Annotated in this window: 13 protein-coding genes; all 13 read right to left on the minus strand. The window is 62.3% G+C overall.

The window, feature by feature from the left end; translation table 11 throughout:
- Positions 1–2: 2 nt before the first annotated feature.
- From C5F71_RS07245 to mraZ, 13 genes are read right to left on the minus strand one after another with little or no spacing between them, the layout of a single operon-like run.
- Positions 3–869, minus strand: coding sequence for a cell division protein FtsQ/DivIB (locus C5F71_RS07245; protein ID WP_029297835.1), 867 nt, complete (start codon positions 867–869; stop codon positions 3–5).
- Positions 870–873: 4 nt separating this feature from the next.
- A complete protein-coding gene (locus C5F71_RS07250; RefSeq protein ID WP_104910892.1) occupies positions 874–1,833 on the minus strand; it encodes a D-alanine--D-alanine ligase in 960 nt (319 codons plus the stop codon).
- Positions 1,830–3,281, minus strand: a complete 1,452-nt coding sequence (murC, locus tag C5F71_RS07255; protein ID WP_029297832.1) for a UDP-N-acetylmuramate--L-alanine ligase — start codon at positions 3,279–3,281, stop codon at positions 1,830–1,832. The genes C5F71_RS07250 and murC overlap by 4 nt, the downstream gene beginning before the upstream one ends.
- A complete protein-coding gene (murG, locus tag C5F71_RS07260) occupies positions 3,274–4,344 on the minus strand; it encodes an undecaprenyldiphospho-muramoylpentapeptide beta-N-acetylglucosaminyltransferase (protein WP_092238209.1) in 1,071 nt (356 codons plus the stop codon). The genes murC and murG overlap by 8 nt, the downstream gene beginning before the upstream one ends.
- Entirely contained in the window at positions 4,334–5,557 is a 1,224-nt protein-coding gene (ftsW, locus tag C5F71_RS07265; RefSeq protein WP_029297828.1) for a putative lipid II flippase FtsW, read from the minus strand. Before ftsW ends, murG begins: the two co-directional genes overlap by 11 nt.
- Positions 5,554–6,900, minus strand: coding sequence for a UDP-N-acetylmuramoyl-L-alanine--D-glutamate ligase (gene murD / locus C5F71_RS07270; protein ID WP_104910893.1), 1,347 nt, complete (start codon positions 6,898–6,900; stop codon positions 5,554–5,556). Before murD ends, ftsW begins: the two co-directional genes overlap by 4 nt.
- 6 nt (positions 6,901–6,906) lie before the next feature.
- Positions 6,907–7,989 carry a phospho-N-acetylmuramoyl-pentapeptide-transferase gene (mraY, locus tag C5F71_RS07275; protein ID WP_029297824.1) on the minus strand — a complete coding sequence of 361 codons (1,083 nt, stop codon included), beginning with the start codon at positions 7,987–7,989 and terminating at the stop codon, positions 6,907–6,909.
- Positions 7,989–9,359, minus strand: coding sequence for a UDP-N-acetylmuramoyl-tripeptide--D-alanyl-D-alanine ligase (murF, locus tag C5F71_RS07280; protein ID WP_104910894.1), 1,371 nt, complete (start codon positions 9,357–9,359; stop codon positions 7,989–7,991). Before murF ends, mraY begins: the two co-directional genes overlap by 1 nt.
- The gene (locus C5F71_RS07285; RefSeq protein ID WP_092238215.1) at positions 9,352–10,815 is read right to left on the minus strand and encodes a UDP-N-acetylmuramoyl-L-alanyl-D-glutamate--2,6-diaminopimelate ligase; all 1,464 of its coding nucleotides are present in this window, start codon (positions 10,813–10,815) and stop codon (positions 9,352–9,354) included. The genes murF and C5F71_RS07285 overlap by 8 nt, the downstream gene beginning before the upstream one ends.
- Positions 10,815–12,557, minus strand: a complete 1,743-nt coding sequence (locus C5F71_RS07290) for a penicillin-binding protein 2 (RefSeq protein ID WP_166647860.1) — start codon at positions 12,555–12,557, stop codon at positions 10,815–10,817. The genes C5F71_RS07285 and C5F71_RS07290 overlap by 1 nt, the downstream gene beginning before the upstream one ends.
- Positions 12,557–12,850 (minus strand): cell division protein FtsL, encoded by a 294-nt coding sequence (ftsL, locus tag C5F71_RS07295; RefSeq protein ID WP_029297818.1) that lies wholly within the window; start codon positions 12,848–12,850, stop codon positions 12,557–12,559. The genes C5F71_RS07290 and ftsL overlap by 1 nt, the downstream gene beginning before the upstream one ends.
- On the minus strand, positions 12,847–13,794 hold the full coding sequence (rsmH, locus tag C5F71_RS07300; protein WP_029297816.1) for a 16S rRNA (cytosine(1402)-N(4))-methyltransferase RsmH: 948 nt from the start codon (positions 13,792–13,794) through the stop codon (positions 12,847–12,849). The genes ftsL and rsmH overlap by 4 nt, the downstream gene beginning before the upstream one ends.
- Positions 13,791–14,246, minus strand: a complete 456-nt coding sequence (gene mraZ / locus C5F71_RS07305; protein ID WP_003171868.1) for a division/cell wall cluster transcriptional repressor MraZ — start codon at positions 14,244–14,246, stop codon at positions 13,791–13,793. The genes rsmH and mraZ overlap by 4 nt, the downstream gene beginning before the upstream one ends.
- Between the last annotated feature and the right edge of the window lie 47 nt (positions 14,247–14,293).

The following is a 14,293-nucleotide window of genomic DNA, read 5'->3' on the forward strand; positions in this document are numbered from 1 at the left end:
TCTTAATTCTTCGCGACAGCGGGTTGCGCTGCCGTGGGCGCAGCCGGTTCGCGCCAGCTAACGGCCAGGCCGTTGGCATAACGCAGGTCGATGCTCGCAATGTTCGTAATCTGTTCTTTCAGGGTTTTGTCGTAGATGGCGATAAAGCGGCGCATCTTCTCCACCAAGTGGTCGCGTCCCAGCAACAACTCGATGCCCGGGCCGGAACTGCCTGCCCCGGTGGTCAGGAACCAGCTGCCCCGCTCGCGCAATTCCAGGCGCGCAATGGAGAAGCCCAGTGGCCGCAGCATCTGGCTCAAGGCCTGGTACTGCTGCATCACTTGCTGCTGTGCCCGTTGCGGTCCGAATAACTGCGGCAAATGCTCGTAGTTGGCCAACTCGCGCGGGTTGAATGCCTGGCCCTGGTTGTTCAACAGCGCCTCGTCGCCCCAACGGGCCACGGGCAGTTGTTCTTCCAGGCGGATCGTCACTTGATCCGGCCACACGCGCCGTACTTCGGCGTGGGCAATCCACGGCATCTGTTCCAGTTCGGCACGCATGCCTGCCAGGTCGATGGTGAAGAAGCTCGCGGCCACGAAAGGCGCGATCCGCTGCTGCACCGCTTGCTGGCTGATGTAGCTCAAGTCGCCCTGCACGCTGATCTTGGTGATCGGGCGGTCGGCATACGGCAACAGCCGCTGCGCACCTTCATAGGTACCAAAGCCCAGCGCTACCAGCAGTACCGGCCAGAACAAGGCCTTGAGAAAACCAAAGTTGGCTTTCGGCAGGCGCGCCGACATCGGCTCTTTAGCCACCATTCGACTGGCACCACGCGGCACCGGCTTGCGGCCGGGAGCGGGTTGCTGATGACGAAGCGATGCGCCTTGCATGGTCTTAACCTCGTGCCTCTGTATAGCTAGCCGCCAGAATTGCCAGCACCAACTGCTGGAAGTCCAGGCCGGCTGCCCGTGCAGCCATGGGTACCAGGCTATGGTCGGTCATGCCCGGTGCAGTGTTGACTTCCAGGAACCAGAAATTCCCTTGGTCATCCTGCATCACGTCTGCCCGCGCCCAACCAGCGATACCCAACGCCTCACAGGCTTTCGCCGTGAGGTCCATCAATTCCTGCTCTTTGGTTGCATCGAGGCCGCATGGGATCCGGTACTGGGTATCGGAAGCCACATACTTGGCGTCGTAGTCGTAAAAGGTGTGGGGCGTGCCCAATGCGATGGGCGGCAATACCTGGCCACGCAGGGTGGCGATGGTGTACTCGGGACCCTGGATCCACTGTTCCACCAACACTTGCGAATCGTAGGTACTTGCCGCTTTCCATGCGTCGATCAATTCGGCGGCCGAGTTCACTTTAGCCATGCCGATACTGGAGCCTTCATGGGCTGGTTTGACGATCAAAGGCAGGCCCAGTTCCTTGGCTGCAGAAATACAATCGTCTTCGCTGCACAGCACACTGTGACGCGGTGTCGGAATGCCCAGGCTGTGCCACACCTGCTTGGTGCGCAACTTGTCCATGGCCAGTGCCGAAGCGAGGATGCCGCTGCCGGTGTAAGGAATACCGGCGCACTCCAGCAGGCCCTGCATGCTGCCGTCTTCACCGCCACGGCCGTGCAGGATGATGAAGGCGCGGTCGATCTTCTCGGCCTGCAGGCGGGCGAGGAAGTCATCGCCCACGTCGATGCCGAAGGCGTTCACACCCGCGCTTTGCAGCGCTTGGAGCACGGCGTTGCCAGACTTGAGCGACACTTCGCGCTCAGCGCTCTTGCCGCCGAACAGCACGGCCACGCGGCCGAAGTCGGCAGGCACGATGGTGGAAAACAGGGAGCCGTAGTTCGTGGTCATTTCGACTTCCCCTGCACAGCAGCGGCCGCAAACAGCGGGCTCGCCAGCAATTTAGGGGCAAGGCCGCCGATATCACCGGCACCCTGGCACAGCAGGATGTCGCCGGCACGCAGCAGCGGCTTGACGATCGGCGCGAGGTCGACGCCACGCTCGATATAGATCGGGTCCAGTTGCCCGCGCTGGCGGATGCTGTTGCACAGCTTGCGGCTGTCGGCGCCGGGGATCGGTTCTTCACCGGCCGGGTAGACTTCCATCAGCAGCAACACGTTGGCATCGGCCAATACATTGACGAAATCGTCGTACAGGTCGCGGGTGCGGCTGTAGCGGTGCGGCTGGTAGACCATCACCAGGCGGCGCTCCGGCCAACCACCGCGCACGGCCTTGATCACGGCGGCAACTTCGGTCGGGTGGTGACCGTAGTCGTCCACCAGCATCACGTCGCCGCCGTCTACCGGCAACTGGCCGTAGACCTGGAAGCGCCGGCCCACGCCGGCGAAGCCCGACAGGCCTTCGACGATGGCTTCATCGCTGACACCCTCATCGGTGGCGATGCAGATGGTCGCCAGGGAATTGAGCACATTGTGGTTGCCCGGCATGTTCACCGACACATCCAGTGGTTCGCGATCCGGACGCAGCACGGTGAAGAAGGTCTGCATGCCTTGCTGACGTACATTGATCGCACGCACGTCGGCGTCTTCGCTGAAGCCGTAGGTCACGGTCGGACGCTTGACCAGCGGCAGGATTTCCCGCACCACCGGATCGTCCAGGCACACCACGGCCAGGCCGTAGAACGGCAGGTTGTGCAGGAATTCGACGAAGGTTTTCTTCAGTTTGTTGAAGTCACCGTCGTAGGTCGCCATGTGGTCGGCGTCGATGTTGGTGACCACGGCCACCAGCGGCTGCAGGTGCAGGAAGCTGGCGTCGCTTTCATCGGCTTCGGCGATCAGATAGCGGCTGGTACCCAGTTGTGCATTGGTACCTGCTGCATTCAGCCGGCCACCGATCACGAAGGTCGGGTCCAGGCCGCCGGCTGCAAACACCGAGGCGATCAGGCTGGTCGTGGTGGTCTTGCCGTGGGTACCGGCAACAGCGATGCCGTGGCGGTAGCGCATCAGCTCAGCCAGCATCTCGGCGCGGGGCACCACGGGAATACGGCGCTCAAGGGCGGTGGCCACTTCCGGGTTGGAGGTGTTCACGGCACTGGAAACCACCAGTACATCGGCTTGCGCGGCGTTCTCGGCGCGGTGGCCGATAAAGATCTGCGCGCCGAACGACTCCAGGCGCTCAGTGACCGGCGACGTCTTGAGGTCGGAACCGGAAACCTGGTAACCCAGGTTCAGCAACACCTCGGCGATCCCGCACATGCCCACGCCGCCGATACCGACGAAGTGGATGCGACGGATGCGGCGCATTTCCGGTTGCGGCATGGCTTTTTGATTCTCAACCATGGGCCACCTCCAGGCAGATATCGACCACGCTGCGGGTGGCGTCGGGTTTGGCCAGGCGGCTTGCGGTGCTCGCCATGCTGTTCAGTCGTTCGGGTTGCATCAAAACCTCAGTCAGGCGTGCGGCCAGATCGGCGGCGCCAGTCGTTCTTTGCGGCAGCAGGAAGGCAGCGCCCTCCCCGGCCAAATATTCGGCGTTGCGGGTCTGGTGGTCGTCAATCGCATGGGGCAAAGGCACCAGCAAGGACGGCAGACCGGCAGCAGCCAGTTCACTGACGGTCAACGCACCTGCGCGACAGACCACCAGGTCGGCCCAGCCATAGGCATGGGCCATGTCTTTGATAAAGGGCTCTACCGTCGCCTCGACACCGGCCTCGCGATAGCGGGCGGCAGTCACTTCATCGTGGTTCTTGCCCGCCTGGTGGAAGATCTCGGGACGCAGTTCCACAGGCAGTTGCGCCAGCGCTTCTGGCAGCAATTTGTTCAACGGCTCGGCGCCCAGGCTTCCGCCCAGGATCAGCAGATGCGCCTTGCGCCCGGCCAGGGTTTGGCGGGCAATGTCCATGAACAATTCGGTACGCACCGGATTGCCGGTGGTACGCCGCTTGTCCATGGCTGCAAACGTATTCGGGAACGCCTCGCAGACCCGCGCCGCCAATGGCGCCAACAGACGGTTGGCAGTACCAGCCACGGCATTCTGTTCGTGGACGATCACCGGCACCCCCGCCAACCGCGCGGCCACACCGCCAGGACCGGTGACATAGCCACCAAAACCCAGCACGCATACCGGCTTCAACTCACGGATGACCTTGCGCGCCTGCCACACCGCCTTGAGCAATACGAACGGCGCCTTGAGCAGGGACAATTTGCTCTTGCCGCGCAGGCCGCTGACGTTGATCAGGTGCAGGCGCAAACCGGCAGCCGGGACCAATTCATTTTCAATGCCACGGGGCGTACCCAGCCAATGCACGGTGTAGCCACGGGCCTGGAACTCACGGGCACAGGCCAGCGCCGGGAACACGTGGCCGCCGGTGCCGCCGGCCATGATCAGCACGTTAGCGCCCATGGGTCGGCTCCTCGGCGAAATCGCTCTCGCTGAATTCCATCTCTTCGCTGCCCAGATGGGTTCGACTCTCCCATTCGATACGCAGCAACAAGCCCAGACAGGCACAGCAGATCACCAACGAGCTGCCGCCGTAGCTGAGGAACGGCAAGGTCAGGCCCTTGGTCGGCAGCAGGCCGACGTTCACGCCGATGTTGATCAGGAACTGGCCGATCCACAGGAAGGCCAGGCCGTACGCGACATAGGCCGCAAAGAATTGCTTGGCTTTCTCCGCCCACAGGCCGATGTACATGGCCCGCACGCAGACGAACACGAACAGCCCGACAGTGGCCAGGGAGCCGACCACGCCCAACTCTTCGGCGAGCACCGAGAACACGAAGTCGGTATGCGCTTCCGGCAGGTAGAACTGCTTTTGCACGCTGTTGCCCAGGCCCACGCCCAGCCACTCGCCGCGACCGAAGGCGATCAGCGCCTGGGTCAACTGGTAGCCGGAACCGAACTGGTCGGACCACGGGTCGGTAAAGGTGATCAGTCGCGCCATCCGGTAGGGTTGCGCCTGCACCAGGATCGTCACAGCGGCCACCGCCAGCCCGACCATCAGGGCAAAGCGGAACAGGCCCACACCGCCGAGGAACAGCATCGCCGCAGCGGCGCCCATCATTACCACGGTGGCGCCGAAGTCCGGCTCCATCAGCAGCAGGCCAGCCATGGGCAGCAGCACGATGAACGGCTTGAAGAAGCCCATCCAGCTTTCGCGCACTTCTTTCTGTCGGCGCACCAGGTAACCGGCCAGGTAAATCACCACGAAGACCTTGGCGATTTCCGAAGGCTGCACGTTGAACGCGCCGAAGCCGATCCAGCGCATCGACCCGTTCACTTCGCGGCCGATACCGGGGACGATCACCATCACCAGCAAGCCGAAGGCACCGATCAGCATCAGCCAACCCAGGCGCTGCCAGGTGGCGATAGGGATCATCATGGTGACGATGCAGGCACCGAGACCAATCACCAGGTAAATCAGGTGGCGAATCATGTGATAAAGGGTGTTGCCCGACTGTACCGCGGCCACTTCCGAGGAGGCCGAGGTGATCATCACCAGGCCCAGGCCCAGCAGCGCCAGGCAACCGGCGAGCATCGGGAAGTCGAGGTCGATCCCGCGCCCGGTAATGATCGGCGACGGGTACGGCTTGATGATGTTCTTCAGGTCCAGACTCATGCCAAGCCCTCCACGGCGCGGGCGAACAACTGGCCGCGCTCTTCGTAGTTCTTGAACATGTCGAAACTGGCGCACGCCGGCGACAGCAGCACGGCATCGCCGGGCTGGGCCAGGGCACGGCATTGGGCGATGGCGTCGTCCAGGGAGGTGGCACGCACTTGCGGTACCGCGTCGCCCAGGGCGGCGGCAATCAAGTCGCTGTCACGGCCCATCAACACCACCGCGCGGCAATGGGAAGCCACCGGGCCCTTGAGGTCCTTGAAGTCGGCACCCTTGCCATCGCCACCGGCGATCAGCACCAGCTTGCCTTCGATATCCGCGCCCAGGCCTTCAATGGCGGCCAATGCCGCACCGACGTTGGTGGCCTTGGAATCGTTGTAGTAGCTCACGCCATCCAGGTCGCGCACCCACTGGCAGCGGTGCTCAAGCCCGGCAAAGGTGCGCAGGCTCGACAGCATCGCGTCGAACGGCAGACCAACCGCGTGCCCCAACGCCAAGGCCGCCAGGGCATTGGACTGGTTATGGGCGCCACGGATCTTCAGTTCACGCACCGGCATCAGGTTCTGGAATTCGAAGGCCAGGTATTTCTCGCCATTCTCTTCACGGATACCAAAGGCCTTGAAATCGGGTTTGCTCAAGCCAAACGTCCAGCATGGCAGGCCTTCGCCCATCAACGGACGGCTCAGGGCATCCTGGCGATTGACCACCACTTGCCGCGCACCCCGGAAGATCCGGTGCTTGGCCAGGTGATAAGCCGGCAGGCCGCTGTAGCGGTCCATATGGTCTTCGCTGACGTTCAACACGGTGGCCACTTCGGCGCCGAGTTGATCGGTGGTCTCCAGTTGGAAGCTCGACAGCTCCATCACGTACAGTTCGATATCGTCGCTGAGCAGGTCCAGCGCCGGCGTACCGAGGTTGCCGCCCACGGCCACGCGCTTGCCGGCCGCAGCCGCCATTTCGCCGACCAGGGTGGTGACGGTGCTCTTGGCGTTGGAGCCGCTGATCGCCACGATCGGCGCCTTGGCGTTACGCGCAAACAGCTCGATATCGCCAGACAATTTCACCCCACGCGCCGCGGCCGCTTGCAGCGCCGGGGTCGCCAGGGCCAGGCCGGGGCTCACGTAGAGTTCGTCGGCACGGCACAGAAACTCGACATCCAACTCGCCACAACGCACTTCCACGTGCGGGTAGTCACGGCGCAGCGTGACCAGCTCCGGTGGATTTTCCCGCGTATCGGCCACGGCAAACGACGTGCCCCGGTTCGCCAGGAAGCGAACCAGGGACATGCCGCTCTTGCCGAGGCCGACAACGATGCGGAAGTGGTCTGAAGCGATCAGGGACACTCGTTTCTACCTCAGTTTCAGGGTGGCAAGGCCAACCAGCACAAGAATCACGGTGATGATCCAGAAACGGACGATCACCCGCGGCTCAGGCCAGCCCTTGAGTTCAAAGTGGTGATGAATCGGAGCCATGCGAAACACACGGCGGCCAGTCAACTTGAAGGACGCAACCTGGATCACCACCGACAGGGTCTCCATCACGAACACACCGCCCATGATGAACAGGACGATTTCCTGGCGCACGATCACGGCGATGGTGCCCAGAGCCGCACCCAGCGCCAGGGCGCCGACGTCACCCATGAACACTTGGGCCGGATAGGTGTTGAACCACAGGAAGCCCAGGCCGGCACCGATCAGCGCGCCGCAGAACACAATCAATTCACCGGCGCCCGGTACATAAGGGATCAGCAGGTATTCAGCGAATTTCACGTTACCCGACAGGTAGCAGAAGATGCCCAGGGCACCGCCCACCATCACCGTCGGCATGATCGCCAGGCCATCGAGGCCATCAGTCAGGTTGACCGCGTTGCTGGAGCCGACGATCACAAAGTAGGTCAGCACCACGAAACCAATGCCCAACGGGATGCTGGCATCCTTGAGCATCGGGAAAATCAGGGTGGTTTCCACCGCGCTCGGCGCTGTCATATAAAGGAAGATCGCCGCGCCCAGGCCAAACACCGACTGCCAGAAATATTTCCAGCGGCTTGGCAGGCCCTTGGAGTTCTTCTCGATCACCTTGCGATAGTCATCGACCCAGCCGATGGCGCCGAACAAGAGGGTTACCAGCAACACCACCCACACGTAGCGGTTGGCCAGGTCGGCCCAGAGCAAGGTGCTGATGCCGATGGACGACAGGATCAACGCGCCGCCCATGGTCGGTGTGCCGGACTTGGACAAGTGCGACTGCGGGCCGTCATTGCGCACGGACTGGCCGATCTGCAGGTTTTGCAGGGTACGGATCATCCATGGCCCGAGAAACAGCGACAAACACAGCGCGGTCAGCACACCCAGGATCCCGCGCAGGGTCAGGTACTGAAAGACCGCGAAGCCTTTGTGGAACTGTTGCAGATACTCAGCCAGCAGCAGCAGCATTAATGTTTCTCCGTACTTGAGCCACACAAGGCCGCGACGACGTTTTCCATCACCGCGCTGCGCGATCCCTTGATCAAAATGGTTGTGTGTTTGTCTTGTTCGGCCATACCCAGCGCCTGGATCAATTCGGCCTGGGTCGCGAAATGCCGCGCGCCTGCACCGAACGCGGCGACGGCGTGGGCCATGTTCGGGCCGACGGCGTAGAGCGCGTCGACCTTACCGCCGGCGTAGGCGCCGACTTCACGATGGGACTGTTCGGCCCAGTCGCCCAGTTCGGCGATATCGCCCAGCACCAGGACCTTGCGACCGTCAAAGCCCTTGAGCAGGTCAATGGCAGCACAGACCGAGGACTGGTTGGCGTTGTACGTATCATCAATCACGCGCATGCCGTTGGTCGCCAACTGCGCCACGGTGCGGCCCTTGACCGGCTGCACGGCGCCAAGGCCGGTGGCGATGCCGAACAGCGACACACCCAGGGCGTAGGCGGCAGCAGCAGCGGCCAAGGCGTTGGCAACGTTATGGTTGCCCAGCAGGTTCAGTTGCACAGGCTCGTCACCTTGCGGGCTGTGCAAGGTGAAAGCCGGGCAGCCACGGGCATCGAGCGTGATGTTCGAAGCATGGAAGTCAGCCGCAGCGTTGTGCACGGCGAAGCTCAGGACCTTGCGCCCGGCGGCACGTACACGCCAGGTTTCGAAGGCTTTGTCATCGAGGTTCAGTACGGCAACGCCGCAAGCGTCCAGGCCCTCAAGGATTTCACCCTTGGCCTGGACGATCTTCTCGGGGCCGCCAAACTCGCCAACATGGGCGGTACCGGCGTTGTTGATAATGGCGACGTGCGGCCGGGTCATAGCCACGGTGTAGGCAATTTCGCCAATGCGCGACGCGCCCAACTCGATGACCGCCGCCGTGTGTTCCGGGGCCAGTTCGAGCAGCGTCAGCGGTGCGCCAAAATCGTTGTTGAGGTTGCCACGGGTGGCAAGCACCGGCCCGCGCGTGCGCAGGATGCCGGCGAGCAATTCCTTGACCGTGGTTTTGCCACTGGAACCTGTGATCGCCGCAACCGGGTTGGTAAACGCTGCGCGGTTAAGCGCTCCCAGTTGACCAAGGGCCAGGCGAGTGTCGGCCACCAGCAACTGCGGCAGTGTCGAGTCAGCGACTTCACGCTGTACCAAGGCGCCGACGGCACCTTTGGCAGCCACCTCATTCAAATAGTCATGCCCGTCGAAACGCGGGCCGGCCAAGGCGACAAACAGTTGCCCCGGCTTGATGTTGCGACTGTCGATGCTGACGCCGTCAAAGCTGCAATCGCTCGACAACACGCGGGCCGCCAGGGCCTGGGTCAGCTCGCTGAATTTCATGGCCTTAAGCATGGGCAACCTCCCACGCAGTCAAGGCGTGATCGGCCTCGACCAGATCGGAAAAAGCGTGGCGCTCGCCGTTGATCTCCTGGTAGTCCTCATGGCCTTTACCGGCCAGGACCACCACGTCGTCTGCGCTGGCGCTGGCGATCAATTGGGCAATGGCAGCACCGCGACCGGCAACAAAGGTCACTTGGGAGGCGTCTTTGAAGCCTGCACGAATATCATCGAAAATCTGGCTCGGGGCTTCGCTGCGCGGGTTGTCGTCGGTGACCAGCACGCCATCGGCCAGGCGCTCGACAATCTCGGCCATCAGCGGGCGTTTGCCGCGATCACGGTCGCCACCGCAGCCGAACAGGCACAGCAACTTGCCCTTGGCATGCGGGCGCAGGGCTTCGAGCACTTTTTCCAGGGCATCCGGGGTGTGGGCGTAATCAACCACCACCAGCGGCTGCGTCCCGCCACCCAGGCGCTGCATGCGCCCGGCCGGGCCTTCGAGCTTGGGCAACACGCGCAGGATTTCGTCCAGGGCGTAATCCAGGCCCAGCAAGGCGCCGATGGCTGCAAGGACGTTGCTCAGGTTGAAGCGGCCCAGCAAGGTGCTGCGCAAGTGGTGCTCGCCCTGGGGCGTGACCAGCGTTGCGAGCACGCCTTCATCATTGAACTGTGCTTCGCGGCAATACAGGTAGGCGCTGGAGTCTTCCAGGCTGTAGCTGATCAGGCGTGCTTCGCTTTTTTCTGCGGCCAGCTGGCGACCGAATGCATCGTCCAGGTTCACCACCCGGCACTTGAGGTCATTCCAGCCGAACAGCTTGGCCTTGGCGGCAGCGTAGGCCTCCATGCTGCCGTGGTAATCCAGGTGGTCGCGGGACAGGTTGGTCATCACCGCCACGTCGAACGCCAGCGCGGTCACCCGGCCCTGATCCAGGCCGTGGGACGAGACTTCCATGGCGACGGCCTTGGCCCCGGCCTTTTTCAGGTCGGCCAGGGTCGCCTGCACGGCAATCGGATTCGGCGTGGTATGCAGGCCGCTTTGCAGCGCGCCGTAGAAACCGGTGCCTAGGGTCCCGACGATGCCGCAGTGCTGACCCAGCAGGTCCAGCGCCTGGGCCACCAGTTGGGTGACGCTGGTCTTGCCGTTGGTGCCAGTGACACCAATCAGGTTGAGCTGGCGGCTCGGGTCGCCATAAAAACGCCCGGCGATATCCGACAACTGCGCCGCCAGGCCCTTGACCGGGATCAGCGGCACATCGGTGATTGGCAGAACGGTGGCGCCTTCAACTTCATAGGCCACCGCTGCCGCACCGCGCTGCAAGGCGTCGGCAATATGAGCACGGCCATCGAGTTTGCCACCCGGCACGGCCAGGAACAGGTCGCCGGCACGTACATTGCGGCTGTCGAGGCTCAGTTCGCGAATCAACAGATCGCGGCCAGCGTGGGCGAAAATCTTGTTCAGGCTAAGAGACATCAGCCGCGCCCTCCATTGGCTTTTACCGCAGCAGCCGGTGGTCCGGCGTTGGCTTGTTGGGTCGGCGGCAGGTTGTCCGGCGTGATGTTCATCAAGCGCAGGGTGCCGGACATGACTTTGCTGAATACCGGTGCCGAGACCAGGCCACCGAAGTAGCCGGCCTTGCTCGGTTCGTCGATGACGACAACGATGGCGTAGCGCGGATCGCTCATCGGGCCGAAGCCAGCGAACAGCGAACGGTAGGAGTTTTCGGCATAACCCTTGGTGCCCACCGACGTCTTACGCGCGGTACCGGATTTGCCGGCCACGTGATAGGCCGGGACCTGGGCACGGAACACACCACGCGGCGCCTCGATCACCTGTTGCAGCATGGTCTGCATGGTCTTGGCGACGCTTTCCGGGATGACCTGTTCGGATTTCGGCGCTTCGTCCACGTGGATCAAGCTCAACGGCGTCATGCGGCCATTGTTGGCCAGCACGGAGAAGGCATGGGCCAATTGGATCGCGGTCACCGACAGGCCGTAGCCGTAGGAGAGGGTCGCCGTCTCGGCCTTGCGCCATTCACGGTAGTTGGGCAGGTTGCCGACGCGCTCACCCGGGAAGTCCAGGCCAGTGGGCTGGCCCAGGCCGATCTTCTGCGCCAAGTGGTAGATGGTCTCGCCGCCGATATCAAAGGCGACTTTACTCATGCCGACGTTACTGGAGTTGATCAGGATGCCGGTCAGGTCCAGCACCGGCCCTTCGCTGCGGGATACGTCGCGGATGGTGTACTTGCCCAGTTGCAGAGTGCCGGGATAAACCTCGACCTTGTCGGTCGGCTTCCAGCGCCCGGATTCCAGGGCCGCACTCATGGAGATGGCTTTCATGGTCGAACCCGGTTCGAACACGTCGATCATCGCGCGGTTGCGCATCATCGCCGGTTGCAGGTTGCGACGGTTGTTGGGGTTGTAGGTCGGCTGGTTGACCATCGCGAGGATCTCGCCGGTCTTCACGTCCATGATCACCAGGCTGCCGGCCTTGGCACCGTTCTCGATGATGGCGTTGCGCAGCTCGCGGTTGGCCAGGTATTGCAGGCGCAGGTCAATCGACAACGCCAAGGGCTTACCGGCCTTGGCGTTTTTGGTGACCTGGACATCCTTGATCAGTCTGCCGCGACGATCCTTGATGACCTGTCGTTTGCCGGGAACCCCGGCCAGCCACTCGTCGTAGGCAAGTTCCACCCCTTCGCGGCCATGATCATCAATGTCGGTGAAGCCAACCATATGGGCAGTGGTTTCACCGGCCGGGTAGAAACGTCGGAATTCCTCGATGCCATAGACACCGGGGATTTTCAGGTCGAGCACACCTTGACCCTGTTCAGGGGTGAGGCCGCGAACCAGATAGATGAATTCTTTATTGGCCTGGGCCTCAAGACGCTCCTTGAGGGCCTTGGGATCCTGGCCGAGGGCATGGGCCAGCTCGGTCCATTTGTCCTTGGCGACTTGCAGTTCCTTGGCGTTGGCCCACAGGGTGGTAACCGGGGTACTGACAGCCAGGGGCTCACCGTTACGGTCGGTGATCAGGCCGCGGTGCGCAGGAATCGGGATATGCCGCAGGCTACGGGCGTCGCCCTGGCCGATCAGGAAGTCGCGGTCTACCACTTGCAGGTCAATGATGCGCCAGGCAATCGCGCCCACCATCAATGCGAGCAAGCCCAGCACGACGCGGAAGCGCCACGGGTAGAGAGCGCCTTCAAGTTTCATCATGGCGCCACCATGCGGACTTCTGCTGCGCCAGGAATATGCATCTTCAGTTGCTCAGCGGCGAGCACTTCGATGCGGCTGTGGGCCGTCCAGGTGCTCTGCTCCAGGATCAACCGACCCCATTCCGCCTGCGCCTTGTCACGCACGCTCAATTCGCCGTACAGGCTATTGAGCAGCTGACGATTCCAGTGGGCGCTGTAGGACACCGCTATCGCGGACACCAGCACGCCGACATACAGCAGCATCATAAAGAAGCTGCCGCCCGGAAGGGGCTTGGCGAAAAGCTTGCTCACCGCAGCTTCTCCGCAACGCGCATGACGGCGCTGCGAGCACGTGGGTTGGCCTTGAGTTCGGCTTCGGAAGCGAACTGCGCTTTGCCATGGATTTTGATTTTCGGCACAAAGGCTTCGAAACGTACCGGCAGGTTGCGCGGCAGGTTATCGGTTTCGCCCTTGACCAGACGACGCATGAACAGTTTGACGATGCGGTCTTCCAGGGAGTGGAAGCTGATCACTACGAGACGACCGCCCACTTCCAGGGACTCCAGGGCAGCCTCGAGGCCAGCCTCCAGGTCACCCAGTTCGTTGTTGACGTGAATGCGCAGGCCCTGGAACGCGCGGGTTGCCGGGTTCTTGCCCTTTTCCCACGCCGGGTTGGCGACTTTCAGTACTTCAGCCAGGTCGGCGGTGCGTTCGAACGGCTGGATTTCCCGGCGCTCGACCACGGCACGGGCCATGCGGCCGGCGAAACGTTCTTCGCCATATTCCTTGAATACTCGGGTGATTTCTTCGTGGGGTGCGGTGGCGATGAACTGCGCGGCACTGATGCCACGGCTCGGGTCCATGCGCATGTCCAGCGGGCCGTCGTTCATGAAGCTGAAGCCGCGCTCAGGGTCGTCCAGCTGCGGCGAGGACACGCCCAGGTCCAGCAAAACCCCGGCCACCTTGCCCGCCATGCCACGCTCGGCGACTTCCGCGCCCAGCTCGGCAAAGCTGCGCTGCACAACGACAAAGCGGCCGTCTTCGGCCGCTAGCGCTTGCCCGGTGGCAATCGCCTGGGGATCCTTGTCGAACCCGAGGAGTTTACCCTCCGGGCCGAGCTGGCTGAGGATCAACCGGCTGTGCCCCCCGCGCCCAAACGTGCCATCCAGATAGCAGCCATCAGGGCGCACGGCGAGAGCCTCGACGGCTTCGTCAAGCAGCACGGTGATGTGGTTAAAGCCGCTATCAATAGTCACAGGATCAAATCACGCAGTTCATCAGGCATGGCGCCCGGTTGTTGAATAGCAGCCAGGTCAGCTGCAGAAACAGCATCCCAGGCATCTTCGTCCCACAATTGGAACTTGTTCAGTTGGCCTACCAGCATCGCGCGCTTATCCAGCTTGGCGTATTCGCGCAGACGCGGCGGAACCAGGAAACGACCACTGCCATCGAGTTCGAGGTCGACGGCATTACCAATCAGCAAACGTTGCAGACGGCGGTTTTCTTCACGTAACGAAGGCAGAGCGCGCAACTTGGTTTCAATCAACTCCCACTCATCGAGGGGGTAAACACACAAACATGGATCAACGGCATCAATCGTGATGATTAACTGGCCTGAACTTCGCGAAATGAGCTCGTCACGATACCGGCTCGGCATGGCGAGACGGCCTTTTGCATCGAGACTTATAGCGTTAGCTCCGCGAAACACAGATGCGTTTCTCCAAATTTTAGCGTTTTACGTTCAAAAAACCCACT

Source organism: Pseudomonas sp. LG1D9, from assembly GCF_002949995.1.
GTDB lineage: Bacteria > Pseudomonadota > Gammaproteobacteria > Pseudomonadales > Pseudomonadaceae > Aquipseudomonas > Aquipseudomonas proteolytica.